This window comes from Streptomyces sp. NWU339, from assembly GCF_003143855.1.
Classification (GTDB): Bacteria; Actinomycetota; Actinomycetes; order Streptomycetales; family Streptomycetaceae; genus Streptomyces.
In genome coordinates this window covers 1-22,768 of record NZ_QFRK01000083.1, presented here as the reverse complement: position 1 = coordinate 22,768, position 22,768 = coordinate 1, and the positions used below count along the sequence as shown (strand labels likewise).

Genomic DNA, 22,768 nt, shown 5'->3' with positions numbered 1-22,768 from the left:
GGTCCTGGCCGCCCGCCGCATGGCGGCGAGGCCCGGATCCCGGCGGCGCAACCACGCGGTGAACTGACGCATCTGAATCATCGCAATCCGCCTCGGTGAGGTGGTGGCACGGCGACCAAGCAGTGGCTTCCACCCATCCTGAGCCGCGGTGTGCCGCAGTAGGGCGAGGACCTCGGGGCGACGCCACGGGCAGTGGCCACGGAGTGTCCGTCTTGATGGACGGACAGGGCGCCGGCGGCAGAGTCGTGAATGAGACGGGTGCCGTTGTCGGTCATCTGTTGGACAACGCACGCCGAGGACGCGGCTTCAGGGGGTGAAGAGGCTGGGGTTCTTCCGGACGTAATCGGCCACCCCCGATGGAGGCCGCCCGGTGACCTGCTCGACCCCGTCCGTCTTGCGGTCGTAGCGATTCTCCGCATGAAGGCGAGCCATGGTGGCGGTGTGCTGGAAGACGTGGTCGGGCAGCCCCAGCGGCCTGAGATCGTCGTCGATCCATTCCTGCAGTGGGACGTCGGTGTACCCGACCGGTCGGCCCAGAGCTGCGGAGACCTCTGCCGCCATGGCGGCGATGTCCTCCGAGCGCGGGCCGGTCAGCTCATAGATCCGGCCGATGTGCGGGGCCGGGTCGGCCAGGATCTCCTCCACGACCGTGGCGACGTCGCCGGCCGCCACAGGGGAGGTTTTCGCCCGGCCGAAGGGCAGTCTGATGCTTCCGTTCCTCGCGATCGAGGAGAAGCCGACACGGAGCAGCGGGTTCTCCAGGAACACGGTGGGCCTGATCTGGACAACGGGCAGGCCCGACCAGGCGAGGACCTGCTCGACCAGCCACTGCTGGCGGTGCTGAACCGACTCCGAGGTGCTGGTGAGGTCCATCTCGGAGACCGTCAGCTGCGACATGTTCACGAATGCTTCCAGGCGTCCGTACGCGCGCGCGACGGCCATCGCCGTCACGGCAGCCTCCAGATACTGCGCCGATACGCCCATGCCGAAGTACATACGTCCGCAGTCGGCCAGCGCGTCGGCGACGTTGCCCGCGCGCGTCAGGTCTCCGACAACGACCTCGGCGCCCGTCGCGCGCAGCGCCTGGGCCCGCTCGTCATCGCGGCGCACCATGGCCCGGACGGGCAGGCCCCGTTGCCGAAGGCCTTCGACCACGGATCGTCCGACCGCGCCGACGCGGCCCGCCGCGCCCGTCACCAGAATGGGCAGCACACCGGCTGCCGCGGTGCGGTCCATAGGGGCAGCCTGCGGTGCGCACCGCCAGGGCGCAACTGGAGCCCGACGAGCCGTCGGCGCTGCGACGGCTCAACAGGGCGGGTCCGCTGATCGGCCGCGTGATCGAAGCCCTGGCCCGGACTGGCTGCCAGTGGGGGTACCTGCCCAAGGACCTCCTGAGGTTCCCCTCCTGCGGTGGAGGCCGTGACCGGAGGGATGATTGGGGGTCATGGCATCCAGAAAGCGCGTCTACGGCGCCGAGTTCCGCGAGGGGGCGGTACGGATCGTGACGAGACCGGGAAGCCGATTCCGGAGGTGGCCGAGGATCTGGGTGTCCATCCCGGGGACGCTGCACAGCTGGGTGTCGCGAGCTCGGCGCAACGGGTCGCCGTCGTCGGATCGGCCGGTGGCCGATCCATCGCCCGGTGGTCGGCTGCGGGAGAGCGAGCGCGCTGAGCTGGAGCGGCTGCGGGCCGAGGCCAGGGAGAGGGACAAGCGCATCCGCGGGCTGGAGATGGAGCGTGATGTGTGCAGACGGTTCGTGGCCTTGTGGGTGAAGCAGCTGAGGCGGACCCGGCCGTCGCGGTCGGGGTGATCAGCAGCTGCTTCCGACCGCGCGATGTCCAAGGTCCGCGACGGCGAGCGCGGCCGCGGCGGGGTCGAGCGGCGCCTGGGCGCCCTCGGCGTCCGTCCCCGGGAGGAGGGTGAGCCGGGCCGGGCATGGCTGGAGGAGGCATTGGAGGCCGTAGGGGCGCGGGTCGTCCACCACGGGGCAACCACCGCTTCTGCGGACAGTTGTCGTGTGTTGCCGCTTGGTCCGTGAAGCTATCAGGGCCAGGCACTGTGGGGTGACCACCCCGACAAACGCAGAACAAGCGGCTTGCCGACCGCTTCGCGGCGGGTGTGCTTCTCGGACCAGACGGTCAGGGGCGGAGGAGGGTTTTGATGGCGCGGCGTTCGTCCATGGCTTTGTAGCCTTCGGCGGCCTGGTCGAGGGGGAGGGCGAGGTCGAAGACTCGGCCGGGGTTGATGCGGCCGGTCATGACGCGGTCGACGAGGTCGGGCAGGAAGCGGCGCACGGGGGCGGGGCCGCCCTGGACGGCGACGTGGGAGTAGAACAGGGCGGTGCCGTCGATCTGGACGCCGTGGGGGACGCCGGCGATGCCGGCGCCGCCGCCGGGGCGGGTGGAGTTCAGGGCCTGGTGGGTGGACTGGTCGGTGCCGACGCATTCCAGGACGCGGTCGGCGCCGATCCCGCCGGTCAGGTCCTTGATGCGGGCCACGCCCTCCTCGCCGCGTTCGGCGACGATGTCGGTGGCACCGAACTCGTCGGCGAGCTTCTGGCGGCTCTCGTGGCGGGACATGGCGATGATGCGCTCGGCGCCGAGCTCGCGTGCGGCGAGGACGGCGGACAGCCCGACGGCTCCGTCCCCGACGACCGCGACGGTGTCGCCGCGCTGCACGCCGGCGGCGACGGCAGCCCACCAGCCGGTGCCCATCACGTCGGAGCAGGCCAGCAGGTCGGGCACTTGGGCTTCGGTGGGCAGTTCGGGGGTGGCGGCCAGGGTGCCGTCGGCCCATGGGATGCGGATGTACTCGGCCTGGCAGCCGCCGACGAACTCGCGGTTGAGGCAGTTGCTGGGGTAGCCGTTTCGGCAGTTGGCGCAGGTGCCGTCGCTGGCGAAGAAGGAGCCGACAACGAACTGGCCCGGCCGCACGGTGGTGACGTCGTCACCGATCTCTCCGACGATGCCGACGTACTCGTGGCCGATGGGGGCGGGATCCTTGGCGGGGTTGATGCCACGGTAGTCCCACAGGTCCGAGCCGCACACGCAGGTGGCGAAGGTACGGATCACGGCGTCGGTGGGCTTGAGGATGGTGGGGGTGTCGCGTTCTTCGACGCGCACGTCTTTGGGACCGTAGAGGACTGCTCCACGCATGGCGGGTGCTCCTTGCTGCCGAGGCAGGGGGGCCATTCGGTGCCGGTGTGGCGGTGGGTCAGGACAGGTTGTGGATGCGGGGGCTGGCGTATTCGGTGTCGGTGACGTGGTCGAGCCAGGTGACGTCGTCGCCTTCCCACAGGGCGATGTGGGTCATGAAGTGGTCGGGGGCGGCGCCGTGCCAGTGCTCCTCGCCCGGCGGGGTCCAGATGACCTGGCCCGGGTGGGCTTCGAGGATCTTGCCGCCGCGGGACTGGATGAGGGCGATGCCCTCGACGATGTAGAGGGTCTGGCCGATGCCGTGGGAGTGCCAGGCGGTGCGGGCGCCGGGTGCGAAGTGCACCGCGTTGGCCCGCGTCTTGGAGGGCTCCTCGCCGCGGTGGATGACGTCGGCCCAGGCGTCGCCGGTGAACATCTTCTCGGGCAGCTTGAGGGTCGCGGGACGCGTGCGCAGTTCCATCAGGTGGCTCCTTGAGCGAGGTGGGGGTGGGTCAGCTGGTGAAGAGGTCTTTGGCGACGGCCATGGCGGACATGGCGCGGGGCCAGCCGGTGTAGAAGGCGAGGTGGGTGATGGCCTCGATCAGCTGTTCCTCGGTGACGCCGTTGTCCTTGGCGCGGCCCAGGTGGTGGCGCAGCTGCTCGGTGCTGCCGTTGGTGACCAGGCTCGCCACGGTGATCAGCGAGCGGTCGCGAGGGTTGAGGCCGGGGCGCTCCCACACCTCGCCGAACAGGACGTCGTCGGTGAAGTGCACCAGTTGCGGGGCGAAGTCGCCGAACATCTTCGCTGCGCCCGAGGGTTGCTCGGTGGCGGACATGGGTGGCTCCTCTCGTCGGGCTCCGCGGTGGCGGGGCGGTGAGCTATGGGTGGTGCCGGACGGTCCCGCGGTCGGCGTGGCTTGGGTCAGGCGCTATGCCGGGCGGCGGCCATGCGGGGGGCGGCCAGAGCCGCGGCCAGAGCGACGACGGCGGCCAGGGTGAGGCTGATGCGCAGGCCGTGCTGGAAGCCGGCCGTGCCGGAGATCAGTGCGCCGAAGACGGCCACGGCCAGGGCGCCGCCGATCTGGCGGCTGGTGTTGAACACCCCGCTGGCGGTGCCGGTCTGCTCGGCCGGTACGTGCTCCAGCAGCACCGCGGTGGTCGGTGGCATCACCAGCGGACCGCCCAGGCCGACGGGGATCAGCAGCAGGGCGCTGGCCCACACCGGCGCCGAGGCCGGCAGTACGGCCAGGGCGATCGATCCGGCCGCGATCAGCACCAGGCCGGCGATGACCGGCACACGGGGGCCGGTGCGCTCCGCGATCCGTGCGGAGAACGGGGTCAGGCAGGCGCTCAGCAGCATCATCGGCAAGAACGCGATCCCGGCGCCGAGTGCGGACAGTCCGTGCTGCTGGAAGTCGAGGCTGAAGACGAACGGCAGTCCGTAGAAGCCGACCATGAACGCGAAGCCGATGCCGGTGGCGATCACCACCGTGGTGGAGCGGAACAGGGACAGCGGCACCATCGGGTGCGCCACCTTGGCCTGCGCCAGTACGAACGCGGCCAGCGCCACGGCCGCGATGCCGAGCGAGGCCAGCACCTTCGGGGCGGTGAACCCGGCGTCGCCGGCCTCGATCGCGCCGAAGGTCAGCCCGCCCATGGCGAGGATGCCGGTGATCTGCCCGATCCAGTCGAACGGCGCCGGGCGGGTCGGGGACTGGGGGCTGCGGGCGAGCAGGGCCAGGGTGAGCAGGCCGACCGGCAGGTTGATGAAGAAGATCATCCGCCAGGAGGTCAGGCTCAGCACACCGCCGAGCACCGGGCCCGCGGCGGCGGCCACGGCGCCGCCCATCGCCCACACACCCACCGCCCGGGCCCGGCGGGCCGGGTCGGGGAAGGCGTGACGGACCAGCGTCATCGAGGTCGGCATGGTCACGGCCGCGCCGATGCCCTGCACCACGCGTGAGGCGATGAGGACCGGCAGCGAGGGGGCCAGCCCGCACGCCAGCGAGGCGGCCACGAACAGGACCAGGCCGCCGGCGAACGCCTTGCGCGCGCCGATCCGGTCCGACAGGGCGCCCGCGGACAGCAGCAGGGCGGCGAACATCAGCGTGTAGCCGTCGACCACCCACTGCAGGCCGGTGATCCCGCCGCCCAGCGCGTCGCGGATTGAGGGCAGGGCGACGTTCACGATCGTCGCGTCCAGGGTGATCACGAAGAACCCCAGCACAGCGGCGGCCAGCGTCGCCGTGGCGTGCCGGCCGCTGTCAGCCGTGCCGACCTGCGGTGAGCGGTGCGAGGAAGCGGTGACGGTCATGGCGGGGCGTGATCCTTTCCGGTGGGAAACGCGCCGGGCCAGACGGTCCGGTCACCCATCCACAGAACCACGCACCGCCTCTGAGCTGGGAGTCCTTGCTGGGAGGGGTACTGGCAGGGACCCCCGCCCACGGCCCCGGCCTACGCTTGAGCGGTGCCAGCCGACACCGTCCGTGAGGACATCCGCGCCTTCCTCACCAGCCGCCGTGCCCGCATCACCCCCAAGGAGGCCGGCCTGCCCGACTTCGGGGGGCGGCGGCAGGTGGCCGGGCTGCGGCGCTCGGAGGTCGCCCAGCTCGCCGCCATCAGCGTCGAGTACTACACCCGCATCGAGCGCGGCAACGTCGGCGGCGTCTCCGAGGACATCCTCGACGCGCTCGTCGGCGCCCTGCGCCTGGATGACGTCGAACGCGCCCACCTGGCCGCGCTCGTCCGCGCCGCCAACAGCCCCCACCGCGTGCCCGACCGCGACGGCGGCGCCAGCCACGTACGGCCCAGCCTCCAGCAGATCCTCGACGCCATGACCGGGGCCGCCGCCTTCGTCCGCAACGCCCACCTGGACATCCTCGCCACCAACGCTCTCGCCCGCGCCCTGTACGCAGAGGCCCTCGACAGTGACGAGCAGCCGCCCAACCTGGCCCGCTTCGTCTTCCGCGACCCCCGTGCCCGGCGCTTCTACCGCGACTGGGAGGGCATCGCCCACGATGCGGTCGGCAGCCTGCGCGCCGAGGCCGCCCGCACTCCCGCCGACACTGATCTCGCCGACCTCATCGACGAACTCGCCACTCACAGCGCTGAATTCGCGATGGGCTGGGACGCACACGATGTCGAGTACTACCGATCCGGCCGGCAGGGCTTCCGCCATCCCGACGTCGGCGACCTCGACCTCGACTACGACGCCCTCGAAGTCCCCGCCGACCCGGGCCTGACCATCGTCACTTACACCGCGGTGCCTACCTCCCCGCACGCCGCAGTACTTGCCCGACTGGCCGGCAGTCTCCCCGGCGGCGGGCCGTCTGAGGTGCAGAGCCAGGGCGGCTGAGAGGCGGCCGGCGGTCGCCGGGGCGACCGTCGATGCCGTCACGAACGCTCTGCGGCTTGCTGGGTGCGCTGGGCCGACGCATCGACGACGGGCTCCTGCCTGCGGCCGCAGGGGCGCGGGCAGGAGCGTGCGCTGCAGGATCAGGTGTTGAACCGCGTTCCGCCGAGCCACTTGACGCCTTCCGGGTCGCGGTGGTTGAAGATGAGGCTCTGGCCGGTGCCCAGGGTGGCGATGCGCGCCATCTCGTCGTCGGTGAGTTCGAAGTCGAACACGTCGAGATTTTCGGCCATCCGCTCGGGCCGCACCGACTTTGGGATGACGACGATGCCGCGCTGGATCAGCCAGCGCAGCGCGACCTGGGCGACGGACTTGCCGTGAGCGCGGCCGATCTCGGCGAGCACCGGGTTTTCGAAGAATCCCTGACCGCCTTCTGCGAGGGGTCCCCAGGACTCGTGCTGGACGCCGTGTTCGCGCATCAGCTTCTGGTCGTCGGTGCGCTGGAAGAAGACGTGGGTCTCGATCTGATTGACCGCGGGGGCGGTCTGGTTGTGCGTGATGAGGTCGGCGAGCCGGTCAGGGTGGAAGTTGCTGACTCCGATGGCTCGCGTGCGGCCGCCGTGGTTCAGCTTTTCCATGGCCCGCCACGATCCGTAGTAGTCGCCGAAGGGCTGGTGGATGAGGTAGAGGTCGAGGCCGAGCCGGTCGAGCGAGCGGTCGAAGGCGCGCTGGGCGCTGTCCTCGCCGTAATCCTGGATCCACAGCTTGGTGGTGATGAAGAGGTCTTCGCGCGGGATGCCGCTGGCGGCGATGGCCCGGCCCACGGCTCGTTCGTTCTCGTAGGCCGCGGCGGTGTCGAGCAAGCGGTAGCCGGCCTCCAGCGCGGCCTCCACCGCCTGCTGGGTCTGGTCTTCCGGGATCTGGAAGACGCCGAATCCGATGACCGGCATTTCGACGCCGTTGTTGAGGGTGACCTTGGGGGTCTGCGAGGACATCGTCCAGGCTTCCTTTCCGTGGGGCAGGTTGCGATCGACGGTGGGCAGCCGGCCCGGCGCAGGCGTGATGGGCAGTCGCGTGGCCTGCGGCTCGCCTGTTGACGACGGGAAGACCGCAATAGCGGCGTGCTCAGGTCACCGGTGCTTGATGCCCGCGTCAGCGCCCGGGGCGAGGGTGGGCTCGGTGACGGGGGCGTCGCCGAGGGCCTGGTCGACGGCGGCCAGCAGGTCGTCGGACAGCTCCATACCGGAGGCGGCGGCATTCGCGTGCACCTGCTCGGGGCGGGAGGTGCCGGTGATCGCGGAGGCGACCTCGCTGCGGCGCAGCACCCAGGCCAGGGCCAGGGGGGCATGCTCATCCCGGCCCCTTCGGCGATCGGGGCGAGACGCTGGACCGCTTCGAGGGTGGCGTCGCTGTAGACGAGGTCCTTGGAGACGGCCATGGTGTCGCTGGCGAACCGGCTGCCCCTCGGTGCTGGCTGCCCCGGCTTGTACTTCCCTGTGAGCACGCCCTGCGCCAGGGGGGACCAGACGATCTGCGAGATGCCGTTGGCGGCGCACAGGGGAAAGACCTCGGCCTCGGGGGCCTGCCACAGCATGGAGTACTGCGGCTGGGAGGAGACGAACAACTCGGGGCCGGCGATGTCGATCGCCGTTTGGATCTGCTCCGGGGTCCACTCGCTGAAGCCCAGGTAGCGGGCCTTGCCCTGTTCGACGACCTTCTGGAACGCCTCGATGGTGTCCTCGATCGGCACGGACGGGTCGAAGCGGTGGGCCTGGTAGAGGTCGATGTAGTCGGTCTGCAAGCGGCGCAGCGAGTCCTCGACGGCTCGCATGATCCAGCGCCGGGAGTTGCCGCGCTGGTTGGGGTCGTCCCCCTGCGCGACCATCCCGGCCGCCAGGTGGCAGAACGTCTCGAACGAGTGCTTGGTGAAGCACGGACGGGTGACCTGCAGGACCCGCAGCAACGACGCCGGTGGCGTCATCCCCGGAACCCTCAGCGGCCGTTCCTCACATCGAGGCCATGGATCAGCACCGCTGATGGCTCTTCACATCCAGCCCGACCGTTCACTCGTCAGCCCGGACTCACCCGGACGAGAGCCTGCCGACCTCGTCCATGATCCCGATTCTCCGCAGGCTCGAGAGCCGGCCGGCGCTTCCACCGCCCCGGGCGCCGTCCGAGGTACCCCCGGAAGCCCGTTCGCCCACCGCCGACGCCGCACTTCCTGCTGCACCGGTTGAGCCGGGACCGCTGAGCCGGGATCAGGCAACACCCGCCTGTGGGGCGCTGAGTGTGTAGGTGGTTCCGACGCTGCTCTGCACCCATGCGTCCGGGAAGGCCGCGGCGAGGGTGTGCTGGGCGCGCCAGCCGGTGCAGTGACCGGGGACGAGCAGCTCGGGTGCGAGTTCGGTGAGCGCGGCCACCGTCGGGCCGATGACCGGCTCGAAGGCGGGACCGATCAGGTGGAAGCCGCCGATGAGGGCCAGCAGTCTGCTGACACCGGTCAGCCTCATGGCGTGCCGGATGATGTTGACCACTCCGGCGTGGCCGCACCCGGTGATGATGACAAGTCCCCGGCCGCGCACGTTGATGACGAGTGCCTGGTCGTCGATGACGGCGGGGTCGTGTCGCCAGCCGTTCCCGTCCCAGGCTTGGTGTGACTGCGGCATGCCGTGCTCGAACTCGGTGACGCGGTCCACCTCGCCGGTGATCAGGAGGCCACCGGCCAGCAGCGACGGCTGCCGCCGCTCGATCACCTCGAACCCTTCGCGCTCCAGGGCACCCCGCGACAGCGTGGGCATCTCCAGCCCCTGGCCGGCGGGTAGTTCCAGGCGACGGCGGGTCCAGACCGCGGGGTGGACGGTCAGCGGCAGGCCGGAGTGCCCGCGCAGCCGGGCCAGGCCGTCGAAACCGCCCGCGTGGTCGAAGTGTCCGTGGCTGAGCACGACGCCCTGCAGGCCGCCGACATCGATGCCCAGGCGCTCGGCGTTCACCGCCAGCCCGTCCGGCGACGCGCCGGTATCGAACAGCAGCGTGCTGCTCGCGTCCCCGCTCTGGACGGTGACCAGGGCGGAGAAGCCGTGCTCGGCACGCAGCCCCGCGACGGCCTCGCCGCCGGCGAACTGCCGCGCGGCGGTCCGCCCGGCGCCCATCGACGCCCGGGTGACGCCTTCGGCAGAGGCCAGCAGGGCGTCGAAGGTGTTGTCGACCATCGTCGTGATCCTGACCTCGTCGACCTCGGGCAGCGTCACCGGGTCAACAGCCGGTCCCTCCGCGACGCGAGGCGCTGACCACACCGCCTCGGCCGCCGAGTGCCCGTGATCGTCGCACATGCCAGAAAGCACCTCCCCGCCTGTCCGACCGGCCAGGGAAGCAGATCCCGGCACAAACCGCAGGCCCACGGCGGTCGCGCCGGCCGGACCGGCCGCAGGCGCCGCGCGGTGTCATGCTTCCACTCGCGCGGGCGGGACGACGACGTCGATGAGCCCGGTGGCCACGTCGTACACGAGCCCTGAGACGAAGACTCCGACCGGAAGTTCCTGCGTGAGGATTTCGACGTCGACGCGGACGGCGGCGACCGGGTCGGTGACCGCCTTGGCCTCCAGGTCTTTGGCCGGAACGTCGAAGTAATCGGCCAGCAGCTCGGGGAACGCGGCCAGGTCCGTGATCCCGCAGTCGGTGTGGTGCAGGACCGCATAGTGGACGTCGCCCGGGCGAGGGCCGCCCGTGCGGGCCTGGACGACCTTCGCGAGCATCTCCAGCGTCCGGAGTGTCGCGGGCGTGATCCGCCCTCCGACGTTGCGGATCGCCGCTGCCTCGCCGAGCTTGAGCCCGAGCACGTCGGAGGGGTCGACACGGGGGTCGACGCATCCGATGACCGTCAGACTGCCACTGGGCATGAGCCTGAGGTCGGCGAATGATCCACCGTCGGCGAACCCGGCGTTCCGCTTGGCTAGCTCGTCCGTGTCGATCACTGTGACGGTAACCCCTTCTTGCTCTGAGCCTGGACCCCCGGTGACACCGACGGCGACCTTCAGTTGCCGCCAATCCTGGACCGCCGCTGCCTCCCCTGCCACTCGACTTTGCGGCAAACCGTGATCATGCGGGGTCAACGCCCTGCGTGATCCGACACGGCGTTTCGGCGCCGAGGTGCGATTCATGCCCGAATGCTCCGAGTTGCACCCTGCGTGATGAGTCGACAACGGTTCATGATCACGATTCGCCGCAAAGTCGAGTCCCACCAGGACCACCTGAAAAACATGGACCGGATACGGGTGCGGAAGGTGTGCGAACTGGAGACCGCGAGATCTTCCAAGAGGAGATCGGCAAGCCGTACAAGCTGCTACGAGAGACGCTCGGCTGCTCCTCCCAGGTGACGGTCGCCGAACGGGCGTGCACGGCCGCGAACGCCTCGGCATCCTCCGTGTCCGTGACGACGTCCTCGCCCCGCACCTGATGTGCCGGCCCGACGAGATCCGCGACCCGTCCGAGCCGGCGCCGCCGGAGGTGACGGAGCCGGAGACCGAGCCGGGCCAGGCGCTGGACCTGATGGCCGAGCTGAACGCCTCCGTGCAGAAAGCACGTGCCACCCGTGGCAAGGGCGAGGCCGAGGTGCACGAGACGCCGAAGCCGAAGAAGAAAGCTGCGAAGCAGGCAGCCCGGAGGCCGCGCAGCGCCTGATGCTCAGCCCTGAGCTCGGCGTCCGAACGGCAGCGTCTGCCTTGATTGTGGGGTGGGCGTTTGCGAGTTCACCGCCCCCACTGGTCCGGGCCGCCACCCCGCCACTCGCGCTGGGCAACGAATAGCAACCCGGCCGGCGAAGCCGTGCCCCGGCGCAGGCCGGCATACGACGCCCAGTCGGCCTGAGCTGGCGGCGCTGGCCACCCCGTACCCTCGAGGTAGGGGGTGCCCACCCCAGAAAAGGACCGCCATGGACCTCCACCTCAAGGGCAAGGTAGCCGTCGTCACCGGAGCAAGCAAGGGCATCGGCCTCGCCGTCGCCGGTGCATTCGCGCGTGAAGGCGCACACGTGATCACCGGCAGCCGGAGCATCACTCCCGAGCTTGAGGGGCTCCACGAGAAGTATGGCGTCACCGCAGTCACGGTCGACCTGTCCACAGCAGATGGACCGGACGCATTCGTAGGGCCCGCGGTGGACCAGTACGGCAGGGTCGACGTCCTGGTCAACAATTTGGGTGCCGCGACGCCCCGTCCGAGCTTCCTGGACATCGACGACGCCGAGTGGCAGCGGATCTTCAACATGACTCTGTTCAGCGCGGTCCGGACCAGCCGCGCGGCGCTTCCTCACCTGCTGGACGCGGACGGAGGTTCCATCATCAACATCAGCTCCATCAACGCGCGCCTGCCATTCCCCGCGGTCGTGGACTACTCCGCGGCCAAGGCCGGGCTGACCAGCCTGACCAAGTCACTGTCCGAGGAATTCGCACCGCGAGGCGTCCGGGTCAACGCGATCGCCCCAGGACCGGTCCGCACTCCCTTCTGGACCGCTCCGGGTGGCTTCGCCGACGCCACGGCGGCCCAGACCGGCACCACCGCGCAGGAAGCGATGGACGTAGTCGTGCCACAGAGCATGGGCATCTCCACCGGGCGGGTCACCGAAGCCCACGAAGTCGCCGATCTGGCTCTCTTCCTCGCCTCGCCACTTGCCGGCAACATCACAGGAGCCGAGTTCACCATCGACGGCGGCCAGGTCAAGACGTTGTAATCTCCTGCGCCTCCCCGCGCATCCGGGCCGTGCACCGGCGGCAGGAGCCGAAGAGGCGTTGTCACGTTAGCCGACCGGCCTGGGATGATCTTGGAGTTGATCGTGCCGGATAGGGGGATCGCTCGTGCCGTCCGCGCCGCCGTCGTACCAGGGGCACCGGTACCCGATCGAGATCATCTCCCACTGCGTGGGGCGGTACTTCCGCTTCCCGCTCAGCTTCCGCGAGGCCGGGAAGCTGCTGCCCGGGCGCGGCGTGCTCGTCTCCCACGAGACGGTCCGACGCTGGTGTGCGAAGTTCGGGCAGGGCTACGCCAACGGCCTGCGCCGCCGGCGTGGGCGGCCGGGCGACACATGGCATTTGGACGAGGTCTTCGTGAGGAACAACGGTGAGCGGACGTACCTGCGGCGGGCCGTCGACGCCGCCGGCACCGTGCTCGACCTCCTTCTCCAGGGTCGAAGGGACACCGCCGCGGCCCGGCGCTTCTTCCGCCGCCTGCTGAAGAGGACCGGTGCGGTGCCGCGAGTGGTCGTCACCGACCAGCTGCGCTCCTGCGGCGCGGCCCACCGCGAGGTCATGCCTTCCGTCGAGCACCGCTCGCACCAGGGCCTGAACCACCGGGCCGAGAACAGCCACCAGCCGACGAGACAGCGCGAACGCGCCAGGAAGGGCTTCTGCAGCGTGGGTGGAGCTCAGCGGTTCCTGGCCGCATTCCGCGGCACCTCACCGCACTTCCGGCCACGCCCGCACCGGATGACCGCCCCCGGCTACCGGGCCGAGATGGCCATCCGCTTCGCCGTCTGGGATCAGGTCACCGGCGTCGCCGGCCTGCCCGCCGCGGCCTGAGCACGGAGCCGGAACCCGGCCCCACCGCACCCGACACCCCGTCAGGCACTCATACGCTCCACAACGTGACAGCGCCGTCACGAGGCAACAACAAGCGTCACCGGACAACGGAACGCCGTCGCCATCACTGCGGAACCCGTACCGGGGCAGGGGCAGTACAGCCTTCACCCTCACCGTACAGCCGCCACCCGTCACCGTCAGTCCCCGGGGGGACCCATGCGTACGGACGCCACACGTACTGTCACCTTGCTTGTCGCACTCGCCCTGTTCACCGCCGGAGCCGGTGCCGTCGCCGGCTGCGGCAGCGAGAAGGCCGACGGCCGCGGGGCGCAGCCCCGCGACGCCGACCCGGCGCCGGAGCCGGAGGCCCGCGCCCGCCAGGTCGCCGACGCCTGGGACGGCTCCGAGGCCGCCGAGGTGTGGCGCAAGGGCTACTACCCGATGGGAGAGGTGGTCCAGCTGCCCGAGAACGCCTTCCGCAGCGGGGCCGACAAGCGGGCCTACTTGGCCCGGAACTTCGTCCTGCGCGGCAAACTCCCCAGCACCGCGCAGAAGGACGGGCAGGTGAAGTGGGAGAGCGGGGGCTCGCTCGTGCTGCCGCTGATGGGGGCGCGGGCGGCGTACGAGACCGTGGCCCGCAACAGCGCCGACGGACCGCACCTCACCGTGACCGGGGCGGAGCTGGGCGAGATGGCTCTGGCCACCAGCCGTGGCCCGGCGACCGTCCCGGCCTGGCTGTTCACCCTGGAGGGCTACGACACTCCGCTCAAGCGGGTCGCCCTCAGCCCGTCGCAACTCCCCAAGCCGCCGATCGGGCCGGCCCGGGAGGTGTCCACCGACGAGCTGGCGCCGCTTGGCCGGCTGGTCGAGGCGGCCGGGGACGGCCAGTCCGTCACCGTGGCGGCCACCCATGGATCCTGCGACGACGGCCCCGCCGTGGACGTGCTGGAGACGGGCGGCAGCGTGGTGCTGTCCGCATCCGTCGTCGGGACGAAGGACGGTCCCTGCACCTCCGGCCTGCGCGTCAAGGAGGTGCAGGTGAAGCTGGACCGGCCGATCGGCGACCGTGTCCTTTTGGACGCGTTCACGGGCCGACCGGTGCTGTACGGGGATCAGGACGGGCCCTCGCCGAGCTGGAGCTGAGGCCCGCCTCTCATCGTGCCAGGGCCTGCTGCACCCCGTGGACGTCGTTCTCGTCCACCACCGCCGTCACCGCATCCGCCCGCCGGGCCGCCTCCTGCCACTGCCGCAGCAGCGTGGACTTCCCCACCCCACCCACACCCCGCACATGGAACAAGAACTCCGCCGGATCCTCCTCCGACAGCGGGTCCCTCGACAGGTTCTCCGTGAACAGCGCCAACTGCGCCCGTCGGCCCACGAACCGCGCCTTCGCGCGCTGCCGGATCAGCACACCCCTGGACAGACCCCGATGACCCGACCCCGCCATTCCCGCACCCCCGCCACTTCGCCTGCCTCGTCCCCGAGCCAGGCAGCACACCCGCCCGAAGCCTCTCGCATCAGACGCAGGCCATCAGTGTCCGATCCGGGCCTGCCGTTTGTCAGCCAAGCGCAACAGACGGCGGAACGAGGCGAGGCCGTTGGTACGTTCGGACGCACGGTGAGGCAGGAGCCCACCGTCGGCGGTGTCGGCCTACGACCAACCCCCGGTGAAGTCGATCACCTGGCCGGTGGTGAAAGCGGACCGGCCGGAGGCCAGGAACTCGATCAACTCGCCGATTTCCTCCGGCTCGCCGAGCCTGCCTGCGGGAACGGTTTCAGCGATGGCTTCTCTGCCGGCCGGGTCGTCGACGTATGTGGCTCGTGGGTAGTACATCTCGCTGTAGAGGTAGTTCGGAGCGACGACGTTCACTTGAATCCCGTAACGGGCCGTCTCCTTCGCCAGCGCCATGGCGAAGGCGGTTGCACCGGCGCGGATCGTCGTGGGTGTGGCAAAGCCGGGCTCTGGGCGTCGAGGGCGGGCAGAGGTCACGAAAACGAACGAACCGCTGCGACGTTCCTTCATTTCGGGCAGGAAGAGCTGGGCGAGGCGAAACGGGACGACGAGCACTGCCTCGAACGTCGCTCGCAGTTCGTCGGGGGATATGTCCTCGATCGCGGTACGACTGATCGGATGGACGTCGTTGGAGATAACGACGTCAACGGTGCCACTCAGTGCACCGGCCTCCGCGTGAATCTCCTCGGGGTCGCTCGCGTCGAGGCAGACAACACCGGGATGAGCCTTGGCGTACCGCTCGCGGACCCCACGCGCCCTGAAGGACGGGTCATGGCAAAGGACCTGATAACCGTTGCGGAGCAGCACCGGAACGGTTCCGGGCCCCGCGTACTGGGTGACGTTCGTGATGAGTGCCCGGCGCATGTGAACCCCTCTTCTCTTCCTGCGAGTCAGGAGAAACTCACAGAATTCACGATGATCGTTGTACGGCTGACGGACATGTGCAGCGAGACGGTCAGGCGGATGACTCGGTGAGTTTGGACGAAGCTCTGGCACCTGGACGGGGTTCACGATTTTTCGTGTTGCGCGAATGGGAGGAGATCGCGGAGTGGCCGGCAGCCGTGCTGCAGCCGTCACTCCCACCGAGATCTCGGCAGGGTCGCAGCACCCCCGTGCCCGTCGAGGTGCCGCCCCGGACGTCAGGCGGCCAGGGCTGGGGCCCCCAGAAGGCGCCGGAGCTGACGGGCCTGGGCGAGCAGTTTGCCACCACGCGACCACAGCTCCGTCTCGTCCACGCACCAGCCGTCGTCGCAGCTCACATTGCGCTGCACGGCGAGCACCCAGTCGTCGACCGGCGCTGACCGCAGGTTTCCGTGGAAGTGCACGGTGAGCTCGACGGTTGGCACGGCCGCCGGGGCGATCAGCCGGGGAAAGATGCCGGGAGCCAGGGCGTCGGCGAGTACTACCGCGACCGTCGGATCCACCGGGAGCGCGGTCCGCAGCCGCAGCCATGCTCGCATCTCGGCCAGGTCCGAGCCCGTCAACGGGAGGGCGCCACCAGCCGGGCGGATTTCCACCTGCCGCCCGAAGGGAACCAGGTCAGCGGGCAGCTGGAACACCTCGCAGTCCTCGGGCGGAGCGGCAACCGGGCCCTGCGTGTTCTGCAGGGACAACCCCGGCCTCGGGGCGGTCAGCGTGGTCACGCTGCTCACCACGACTTCCCCGTCCTGACGGACTTCGGTGGCCACGATTGTCGAGGAGGCGCTGACTCGCTCGGCCTTCGCCCGGACATCCAAGGGGCCGTCACCGCAACGGCCGTGGAACCGTACGGAGACGGCGCGCGGCACCAGTGCGCTGGCCTGTTCGGAGACCACGTCGAGGGTGGCGTTCAGACCCACTGCGGCCAACAGTCCGCCATGTGGCCCTGCCCACGCCCACCAGTCCCGGGGGATTCGAGCGGCCCATCGGCCTGGACTCACACGGGACGCCTGGACCTGGGCGAGCAGGGAGATAGCACCGCTATGCGTTTGCATGGGGATCAACCTAAAGCCAGTGAGTTGGAAAAGACAACCCTCCTGGCTGCGTGCGGAGCCGGCGGATACAGCTCCTGTACCGCGCCCCCGGTGCCCCGCCGGGGCGGGCCTGTCGCGGAAGCGGTGGGCTCAGTCGGCCATGGAGCCGGCGGTCGTCCACCCGTGGGCCGTGACGTGTGGCGTGAGATTCTTCCGACTTGCGTCTTTTCCACAGGCCCCACAGATGACGACAGGCTCCAAGGCGGCCCCGCATGAATGTTCCATGACCATCGGGGGGCGGTCGGCGAGATGCCGGTCGCCCCAGCTCCTGAGGATGTGCAGGACCGGCTCAAGTTCCCAACCAGCTGCGGTGGGACGGTACTCAAAGCGTTCCGGCCGCTCGTTGTACCGCACCTTCTCCAGCACCCCCCCGTCCACGAGGTGGCGCAGGCGAGCCGCCAGGATGTCCCGCGGTGCGCCGGTGTTGCGGGCGATGGCATCGAAGCGCCACACGCCAAGGAAGGCCTCACGGAGCACGAGCAGCGAATACTTCTCACCGAGGACGGCGAGTGCGTCGGCGATCGAACACGGACGTGGATGCTTCTTGGCCTTCATGGAGCCAGGGTACGGCGGTTTGCTTCCCCAACTCTCTCGACCAAGCAAATCCTGATTTCAAACCCACCTCGGAGGCCCCCCGGGGAGCGAGACCGCCCGCGCCAGGCCGTGAAGACCAGGTGAAGCAGCTCGGAGGGCTCCCCCGCTGATCTCCGGACGCCGCTGCCGGCACAGTCCCGCGGCATCGAGCACCACGCCTGGGCGAAGTCGCGCTCATCAGTCAAGCGCTTCCGCATCGGCCGGGAACCCCTGCATAATCGCCCGCCCGGTCGACGCGATCAGCAGCCCGGGCGAAGGGTCGAGGAAGCACCCGGCCAGGGCGACCGGCCCGGACGCAGGCCTGCGGCTGCCATGATCGTCACGAGAAGTCGGTCTTGATTTCCAACCCACCATGCGAAACAGTGGGTAGGGATTTCCAACCCACTTTGGAGGCGGTATGCGTGATGCTGTGATCGTCGAGGCGGTGCGGACACCGATCGGCAAGGGCAAGCCGGGCGGCGCACTGCACCCTGTGCATCCCGTCGAGTTGCTCGGTGGCGTGATCAAGGCACTGGTCGAGCGGGCGGGCATCGACCCGGCCCTGATCGACGACGTGATCGGCGGCTGTGTCGACCAGGTCGGGGAGCAGGCGCAGAACACCACCCGATGGGCGATGCTGTCGGCAGGACTGCCGGAAAGCGTGCCCGCCACCACGGTGGATCGGCAGTGCGGCAGCAGCCAGCAGGCGGTGCATTTCGCCGCCCAGGGCGTGCTGGCCGGTGCCTACGACCTGGCCATCGCGTGCGGCGTCGAGTCGATGAGCCGCGTGCCGATGTGGTCCAACGTGTCGCCGGGAACCGATCCGCTCGGTCCCGGCATCGCCTCCCGTTATCCCGACGGCCTGCTGCCGCAGGGCATCAGCGCGGAACTTATCGCCGCGAAGTGGTCACTGCCTCGCGAACTCCTGGACTCGTTCGCCCTCACCTCGCACCTGCGGGCCGCCACGGCCAGGGCGGAAGGGTTGTTCACGGACGAGATCGTGCCAGTAGCTGTCGACGGCCGTAATGTCACCACTGACGAATCCATCCGGCCCGGTACAAGCCTCGAGATACTCGCCGATTTGCGACCGGCCTTCGAGGACCGCGCCATGGCCGACCGGTTCCCGCAGATCCAGTGGTCGGTGACCGCCGGAAACAGTAGCCCCATCAACGATGGCGCCTCGGCGGTGTTGATCACATCGAGCGAGATCGCCAACAAGCTCGGGCTGCGGCCGAAAGCCCGTCTGCACAGCTTCGCGGTCTGCGGATCGGATCCGCTGCTGATGCTGACCGGCGTCATCCCCGCCACCGAAAAAGTCTTGCGCAGGTCCGGATTGCGACTCGAGGACATCGACCTGTTCGAGGTCAACGAAGCGTTCGCCAGCGTAGTGCTGGCGTGGTTGCAGGAGACCGGTGCCGACCCGGCCAGGGTCAACGTCAACGGCGGAGCCATCGCCCTCGGACACCCGCTCGGTGCCAGCGGCACTCGGTTGATGGCCACACTGGTCAACGCCATGCGTCAGCGGGGCGCACGCTACGCGCTGCAAACCATGTGCGAGGCGGGGGGCATGGCCAACGCGACCGTGCTGGAGGCGCTGTGAACCTGTCAATCCCCTCGGACTGTGGAGATCTTCTAATACTCCAGCCGTAGTTGTGGATCTTGGCGGGCTCCATCGGTAAGCGGTCGAGTGCGGGAGAAGTGGGCGGAGTGAGGGCTCACTCATTGACGGAGTGAGTCCTCGCTCCGTCCTCTCGCGGTCATGACAGCACCCAGGGAGAACCCGGCCACCCGCCGCCGCGCCCCCGGCATGTCGCCGGAGCGGCGCCGCGCGATGATCATCCAGACCGCGATCCCGCTGATCGCCGGGTACGGCGCCGCGGTGACGACCGCGAAGATCGCCCGCGCCGCGGGCATCGGCGAGGGTACGATCTTCCGGGTCTTCGCCGACAAGGACGAGCTGCTGCAGGCCTACATGGCCGAGGCGCTCTCCCCCGAGCACGCGGTCCGCGAGCTGGACGCGATCGACGTGTCCCAGCCGCTGCCCGACCGGCTCGCGGAGGCGGCCGAGGCGCTGCAGGCGCACCTGTCCCGGATGGGCGCGATCGCCGGCTCGCTGGGGCATCGCGGCGGCAAGCATCCCGGCACGGTGCGCGGCGCGGGCCGCGAGGAGTCGACGACCCGTATCCGCGGCCCTCGCGGAGCTGCTGGAGCCCGACAAGGCCGCCCTGCGCCGGCCGCCGGAGCAGATCGCTGCCCTCTTCTTCGGGCTGCTCTTCACCCAGCCGCGTACGGAGGACGAGCCCGACCTGACCCCGCAGGAACTGGTGGAGGTCTTCCTGCACGGGGCGCTATCGGGGGGCGCCGAGTGAGCGCGCGGAGAAGGCGCCTGGGGGTTACGGCGCTGGCCGTCCTGGCCCCCGTCCTGGTGTGGCTGGTCGCGGACCCCCTGCTGGGGCACCGGCTGCAGGTCGCCGACGGCGAGCAGACACTCGGCATCGGCGCCGTGCCCGTGGCGGTCGTCGCACTGCTCGCGTCGCTTGCCGGCTGGGGGCTGCCGGCCGCCCTGGAGCGGTTCGGGGCGCGGCGCGCCCGCGCCGTCTGGACCGGGGTGGCCGGCGCCGTACTGGCCGTGTCTTTCCTGCCGTTCATCGGCGACGGCATGGACGGCGGCACCCGGGTCTTTCTCGCTCTGATGCACCTGGCGGTGGCGGCGGTGCTGGTCCCGGGGCTGGGCGGCCAGTCCCCCGGGGTGGGAGTCGGTGCCGCCAGGGGGCGACCGCCGGCACCAGGTACGCCGCGAACAGCACCAGATGGAGGCAGCTCCGCCAGAGCGTCGCGCGGCCGGGGATGACCGTCAGAGGGCCCATCACGAGCGAGATGAAGAGCGCTACCTGGTGGCTCGGGCCAAGGCCCAGCAGGAGCGGACCCTCGCGCCGGATCGCTGCGATGGCCACCGCCGGGGTGGTCAGGCCGATGTCGGCGATGTCGGAGCCGTGACTCGTTGCTGGTGGCGTGTGAGCTGGGCTGAGATGCAGGACGCCGCTGGACCTAGCATGGCGTCATGGCCGTTGTCCTCTTCGCAGGCATCCCCGTAGCCGACTACGCAGCGGCGCTGGCCTGGTACGAGCGGCTGCTCGGCTCCCCGCCGACGTTTATCCCGAACGACACGGAGGCCGTGTGGGAGCTGGCGGAACACCGGTATGTGTACATCGAGCATCGGCCCGGGCATGCCGGCCATGCCATGCACACCGTCTTCGTCGACGACCTCGACACCCGCGTCGCCGGGATCGCTGATCGGGGACTGGGGCCCAGGAGTCGCGAGACCTACTCAAATGGCGTGCGCAAGGTCACGTACCAGGATCCGGACGGGAACGAGATCGGGTTCGGCGGCGCTCCGCTCTGACCCCAACCAGCTTTCTCAGGATGGCTTACTGACTTCGGCGTATTAGGGTCAGTTCGGTCTGTCGAGAGCGAGGCCGGTCCCCGCGAGGAATCCGCCGAGGATGTGGTGCCGGTACTGCAGCGCCTTGAGCCGCCTGCGGAGCAGGGTCTCCAGCTCGCTGAGGGTGCGGGCGGCCAGTTGGCCAGGCTCCGCTTGATGTGCGCCCACAGGCCCTCGACCGGGTTGAGTTCGGGCGCGTACCCGGGCAGCAGGATGACCGTCAGCCAGTCCCGCTCGGCCACGAGCGCCTGCATCGCCCTGGAGATGTGGGGCTCAGCCGGTCCCACACCACGATCAGCGGGGCCTTGAGCAGCTGGTAAGCGCCATCGAGCAGGCGGATGTAGTCGGTCTCGCCGAGCGAGCGGCGCTCGCCCTTGCGGCCGGTGTGCCGGCGCAGCCGGTAGCACAGGCGGGCGGGCCGGCCGGGCCGGTAGCACAGCAGCCCGGCCACCGAGAGCCGTCCCCGGCCGCGGCCGGACACCTTGACCCTGGGGGTGATGCCGCGCCGGCCCTTGGGCGGCTGGCCGGTCACGCCCGCTTCGTCCTCGAAGCAGCTGAACGCCCCGGTCGCCGCCCGGAGGGTTTTACCTCCTGCCAGGTCACCTCCCGCCATGTGGCGACGGCCTCCTCGTCTCGCTCGGCGGCGGGTCTGTCCGGCACCTGCACGCTGTAGCCCATACGGTGCAGCAGCCGGGTCACCCCGGAGACGCTGTAGGAGAGGTGGAACTTCCTCCCGATCAGCGTGCGCACCCTCGCGGCGGTCCACATCTGGTCGTCCGTCCAGCCGTGTGCGGCCGGCCCCTCCTCCAGCCACGTCTCGAGCCTGGCCTGCAGGCGGAGGCCGAGGCGGCAGTCGTAGCCGGAGGAGCCCTTGGAACGCAGCGCCTCGCGTCCGCCCGTCCTCCAGACACGGCGCCACTGGTAGACCGACTTCTCACTCGCCCGTAACTCTCGGGCGATGCACGGGACTTCCACGTCCTCCTCGAAGAGGTCAACGGCCCGCATCCGCACCTCTTCCCGGCGCCTGCGCTGCTCGGCGGTCAGCCCGCCCCCGTCCGGATACCGCATGCCTCCGGCGTACCAGCCGGGATGGGCCGCGTTACCGGTCCCGGCACAGATCCAGACCCCAAGACGCCGAAATCAGTACAACTCCGGAAGGCCACACCGGGCCCTGCAGCTTCGCGCACCAGCCGACGACCCGGACGTCATCCCCTTCCCAGCCCAGCGGATCCAGCGCCACGACGTCCTCAGCGGACTCATCCATGGGTACCGCGACACACCTTGACGAAGATCATGACGCTCTGGCAAGCGCCCAGCTCAACGCATGTACTGGACTTTTGGCACCCAACAGGCGTCGCGGCTGTGGGGGCAGACGACGGCGGCACGCCGCTGGTTCGGGGGCTGCTGTCGGCGTCTGCCGCGTTCGACGGCAGCGAGGAGATCGCCCGGGCGCGTGATCTTGCCCGGTCGTTCCTCACCGATCTACGGGCGGTACATGGGCGGCCGGTCTCAGGCCGTGCCATGGCAATGGTGCAGCTGGTGGTGAGCGAGCTGGTGGCCAATGCCCGCAAATACGCACCGGGCCCGTGCCTTTTGACACTGCAGGCGCAGGACGGGGCAGTCCTGGTGAGCGTGTGGGACAGCAGTACCACGCTGCCGTCCATCCCGGCGCCCGATCCGGGCCGCATCGGGCAGCACGGCTTGGAGATCGTGATGGCCGTCAGCCAGAGCTTCGCCATCCTGCGGGAGCCGGTGAGCAAGCGCATCACCGCGGCCATGGTGCTCGCCGACGACCCTTCTAGCAATGTGGTCGGCCGCCAGATGACGTGAGGCCCAACGCCATGCATCCCGCGCAGGGCCGGGGTGCTCAGCCACGGGCAGCCCCGGGCGGATCGGCGCGGAGCCGCCCGGGGCCAAAAGAAGCGACTACCGGCCCTAGGGCGCGTATCGAGTCGTGATCAATGGGCGCCTCGGGTGAGGTCTTTGATCCAGATCATCGAGGCGCGCAGGTGGAGGCCGGCGAGGTAGCTCTCCGGGGTCTTGTCGTACCGGGTGGCGATACCTCGCCAGGCCTTCAGCTTGTTGATCAGGCGCTCGACGGTGTTCCTCTCCTTGTAGAGGTCGGCGTCGTGGCGGACGGGCCGGCCGCCCCTGGAGCCCTTCTTCTTCCGGTTGG

At 69.9% G+C, this 22,768-nt stretch carries 27 protein-coding genes and 3 pseudogenes; 11 read left to right on the top strand and 19 right to left on the bottom strand.

Annotation, left to right across the window (positions count from 1 at the left end):
• Nucleotides 1-306: 306 nt before the first annotated feature.
• The gene (locus tag DIZ27_RS41470) at nucleotides 307-1,236 is read right to left on the bottom strand and encodes an NAD(P)H-binding protein (RefSeq protein WP_109383489.1); all 930 of its coding nucleotides are present in this window, start codon (nucleotides 1,234-1,236) and stop codon (nucleotides 307-309) included.
• Between the two features lie 385 nt (nucleotides 1,237-1,621).
• Between DIZ27_RS41470 and DIZ27_RS48095 the strand changes: the two genes are divergently transcribed.
• Nucleotides 1,622-1,810, top strand: a complete 189-nt coding sequence (locus tag DIZ27_RS48095; protein ID WP_258308836.1) for a hypothetical protein — start codon at nucleotides 1,622-1,624, stop codon at nucleotides 1,808-1,810.
• On the opposite strand, the gene DIZ27_RS46325 is transcribed toward DIZ27_RS48095, so the two are convergent.
• From DIZ27_RS46325 to DIZ27_RS41445, 5 genes are all read right to left on the bottom strand, one after another.
• Nucleotides 1,811-1,984, bottom strand: coding sequence for a hypothetical protein (locus DIZ27_RS46325; protein ID WP_181383961.1), 174 nt, complete (start codon nucleotides 1,982-1,984; stop codon nucleotides 1,811-1,813).
• Nucleotides 1,985-2,138: 154 nt separating this feature from the next.
• Complete coding sequence (locus tag DIZ27_RS41460) at nucleotides 2,139-3,155, bottom strand: zinc-dependent alcohol dehydrogenase family protein (RefSeq protein ID WP_109383488.1); 1,017 nt, start codon at nucleotides 3,153-3,155, stop codon at nucleotides 2,139-2,141.
• Nucleotides 3,156-3,213: 58 nt separating this feature from the next.
• Entirely contained in the window at nucleotides 3,214-3,615 is a 402-nt protein-coding gene (locus DIZ27_RS41455; protein ID WP_109383487.1) for a cupin domain-containing protein, read from the bottom strand.
• A gap of 31 nt (nucleotides 3,616-3,646) precedes the next feature.
• Nucleotides 3,647-3,970: a carboxymuconolactone decarboxylase family protein gene (locus DIZ27_RS41450; protein WP_109383486.1), complete on the bottom strand. Its 324-nt coding sequence runs from the start codon at nucleotides 3,968-3,970 to the stop codon at nucleotides 3,647-3,649.
• A gap of 86 nt (nucleotides 3,971-4,056) precedes the next feature.
• Nucleotides 4,057-5,448 carry an MFS transporter gene (locus DIZ27_RS41445; protein WP_109383485.1) on the bottom strand — a complete coding sequence of 464 codons (1,392 nt, stop codon included), beginning with the start codon at nucleotides 5,446-5,448 and terminating at the stop codon, nucleotides 4,057-4,059.
• A gap of 153 nt (nucleotides 5,449-5,601) precedes the next feature.
• Between DIZ27_RS41445 and DIZ27_RS41440 the strand changes: the two genes are divergently transcribed.
• Nucleotides 5,602-6,489 (top strand): helix-turn-helix transcriptional regulator, encoded by an 888-nt coding sequence (locus DIZ27_RS41440; RefSeq protein WP_109383484.1) that lies wholly within the window; start codon nucleotides 5,602-5,604, stop codon nucleotides 6,487-6,489.
• Nucleotides 6,490-6,629: 140 nt separating this feature from the next.
• Here DIZ27_RS41440 and DIZ27_RS41435 read toward each other — a convergent pair whose 3' ends face one another.
• The 5 genes and pseudogenes from DIZ27_RS41435 to DIZ27_RS41420 form a co-directional block, all read right to left on the bottom strand.
• On the bottom strand, nucleotides 6,630-7,481 hold the full coding sequence (locus DIZ27_RS41435) for an aldo/keto reductase (RefSeq protein WP_109383483.1): 852 nt from the start codon (nucleotides 7,479-7,481) through the stop codon (nucleotides 6,630-6,632).
• A 135-nt stretch (nucleotides 7,482-7,616) separates the two neighbouring features.
• On the bottom strand, nucleotides 7,617-7,811 hold the full coding sequence (locus DIZ27_RS48090; RefSeq protein WP_258308835.1) for a hypothetical protein: 195 nt from the start codon (nucleotides 7,809-7,811) through the stop codon (nucleotides 7,617-7,619).
• 77 nt (nucleotides 7,812-7,888) lie between these two features.
• A pseudogene (locus tag DIZ27_RS48085) lies at nucleotides 7,889-8,317 on the bottom strand (aldo/keto reductase); the annotation flags it as partial.
• Nucleotides 8,318-8,744: 427 nt separating this feature from the next.
• Nucleotides 8,745-9,815, bottom strand: a complete 1,071-nt coding sequence (locus DIZ27_RS41425; RefSeq protein ID WP_109383482.1) for an MBL fold metallo-hydrolase — start codon at nucleotides 9,813-9,815, stop codon at nucleotides 8,745-8,747.
• 111 nt (nucleotides 9,816-9,926) lie between these two features.
• Nucleotides 9,927-10,457, bottom strand: a complete 531-nt coding sequence (locus DIZ27_RS41420) for a carbonic anhydrase (RefSeq protein WP_109383481.1) — start codon at nucleotides 10,455-10,457, stop codon at nucleotides 9,927-9,929.
• A 418-nt stretch (nucleotides 10,458-10,875) separates the two neighbouring features.
• Between DIZ27_RS41420 and DIZ27_RS41415 the strand changes: the two genes are divergently transcribed.
• From DIZ27_RS41415 to DIZ27_RS41400, 4 genes are all read left to right on the top strand, one after another.
• Entirely contained in the window at nucleotides 10,876-11,163 is a 288-nt protein-coding gene (locus DIZ27_RS41415) for a hypothetical protein (protein ID WP_109383480.1), read from the top strand.
• Nucleotides 11,164-11,413: 250 nt separating this feature from the next.
• Nucleotides 11,414-12,208, top strand: coding sequence for an SDR family NAD(P)-dependent oxidoreductase (locus tag DIZ27_RS41410; RefSeq protein ID WP_109383479.1), 795 nt, complete (start codon nucleotides 11,414-11,416; stop codon nucleotides 12,206-12,208).
• Between the two features lie 124 nt (nucleotides 12,209-12,332).
• Complete coding sequence (locus DIZ27_RS41405; protein WP_109383478.1) at nucleotides 12,333-13,052, top strand: IS6 family transposase; 720 nt, start codon at nucleotides 12,333-12,335, stop codon at nucleotides 13,050-13,052.
• A gap of 246 nt (nucleotides 13,053-13,298) precedes the next feature.
• Entirely contained in the window at nucleotides 13,299-14,195 is an 897-nt protein-coding gene (locus DIZ27_RS41400) for a hypothetical protein (protein ID WP_309074987.1), read from the top strand.
• Nucleotides 14,196-14,205: 10 nt separating this feature from the next.
• Here the strand turns inward: DIZ27_RS41400 and DIZ27_RS41395 are convergent, their stop codons facing one another.
• From DIZ27_RS41395 to DIZ27_RS41380, 4 genes are all read right to left on the bottom strand, one after another.
• Nucleotides 14,206-14,463, bottom strand: coding sequence for an ATP-binding protein (locus DIZ27_RS41395; RefSeq protein WP_258308834.1), 258 nt, complete (start codon nucleotides 14,461-14,463; stop codon nucleotides 14,206-14,208).
• A 240-nt stretch (nucleotides 14,464-14,703) separates the two neighbouring features.
• Nucleotides 14,704-15,429: an SDR family oxidoreductase gene (locus tag DIZ27_RS41390; protein WP_109383476.1), complete on the bottom strand. Its 726-nt coding sequence runs from the start codon at nucleotides 15,427-15,429 to the stop codon at nucleotides 14,704-14,706.
• 275 nt (nucleotides 15,430-15,704) lie between these two features.
• Nucleotides 15,705-16,538 carry an acyl-CoA thioesterase II gene (locus tag DIZ27_RS41385; RefSeq protein ID WP_146229096.1) on the bottom strand — a complete coding sequence of 278 codons (834 nt, stop codon included), beginning with the start codon at nucleotides 16,536-16,538 and terminating at the stop codon, nucleotides 15,705-15,707.
• 129 nt (nucleotides 16,539-16,667) lie between these two features.
• Nucleotides 16,668-17,132, bottom strand: coding sequence for a helix-turn-helix domain-containing protein (locus DIZ27_RS41380; RefSeq protein WP_109383474.1), 465 nt, complete (start codon nucleotides 17,130-17,132; stop codon nucleotides 16,668-16,670).
• A gap of 436 nt (nucleotides 17,133-17,568) precedes the next feature.
• Here DIZ27_RS41380 and DIZ27_RS41375 point away from each other — a divergent pair, with 436 nt between their 5' ends.
• The 4 genes and pseudogenes from DIZ27_RS41375 (at nucleotide 17,569) to DIZ27_RS41360 (ending at nucleotide 20,553) form a co-directional block, all read left to right on the top strand.
• A complete protein-coding gene (locus DIZ27_RS41375) occupies nucleotides 17,569-18,750 on the top strand; it encodes a thiolase family protein (RefSeq protein ID WP_109383473.1) in 1,182 nt (393 codons plus the stop codon).
• 159 nt (nucleotides 18,751-18,909) lie between these two features.
• Nucleotides 18,910-19,519 (top strand): annotated as a pseudogene (locus DIZ27_RS41370) (TetR/AcrR family transcriptional regulator).
• Nucleotides 19,516-20,001: a DUF6069 family protein gene (locus DIZ27_RS46650; RefSeq protein ID WP_219933724.1), complete on the top strand. Its 486-nt coding sequence runs from the start codon at nucleotides 19,516-19,518 to the stop codon at nucleotides 19,999-20,001. The pseudogene DIZ27_RS41370 and the gene DIZ27_RS46650 overlap by 4 nt, the downstream one beginning before the upstream one ends.
• Nucleotides 20,002-20,211: 210 nt before the next feature.
• Entirely contained in the window at nucleotides 20,212-20,553 is a 342-nt protein-coding gene (locus DIZ27_RS41360) for a VOC family protein (protein ID WP_109383472.1), read from the top strand.
• A gap of 48 nt (nucleotides 20,554-20,601) precedes the next feature.
• Here DIZ27_RS41360 and DIZ27_RS49085 read toward each other — a convergent pair whose 3' ends face one another.
• Genes DIZ27_RS49085 through DIZ27_RS41350 form a run of 3 tightly spaced genes read right to left on the bottom strand, consistent with a single transcriptional unit; the run spans nucleotide 20,602 to nucleotide 21,660 of the window.
• Nucleotides 20,602-20,760, bottom strand: a complete 159-nt coding sequence (locus DIZ27_RS49085; RefSeq protein WP_375232072.1) for a hypothetical protein — start codon at nucleotides 20,758-20,760, stop codon at nucleotides 20,602-20,604.
• A 52-nt stretch (nucleotides 20,761-20,812) separates the two neighbouring features.
• Nucleotides 20,813-21,124, bottom strand: a complete 312-nt coding sequence (locus tag DIZ27_RS49080) for a hypothetical protein (RefSeq protein ID WP_375232071.1) — start codon at nucleotides 21,122-21,124, stop codon at nucleotides 20,813-20,815.
• Complete coding sequence (locus DIZ27_RS41350) at nucleotides 21,121-21,660, bottom strand: winged helix-turn-helix domain-containing protein (protein ID WP_181383960.1); 540 nt, start codon at nucleotides 21,658-21,660, stop codon at nucleotides 21,121-21,123. Before DIZ27_RS41350 ends, DIZ27_RS49080 begins: the two co-directional genes overlap by 4 nt.
• A gap of 213 nt (nucleotides 21,661-21,873) precedes the next feature.
• On the opposite strand from DIZ27_RS41350, the gene DIZ27_RS41345 reads away from it, so the two are divergent.
• Complete coding sequence (locus tag DIZ27_RS41345; protein ID WP_375232070.1) at nucleotides 21,874-22,422, top strand: ATP-binding protein; 549 nt, start codon at nucleotides 21,874-21,876, stop codon at nucleotides 22,420-22,422.
• Between the two features lie 128 nt (nucleotides 22,423-22,550).
• On the opposite strand, the pseudogene DIZ27_RS41340 reads toward DIZ27_RS41345, so the two are convergent.
• Nucleotides 22,551-22,768 (bottom strand): annotated as a pseudogene (locus DIZ27_RS41340) (IS5/IS1182 family transposase); the annotation flags it as partial.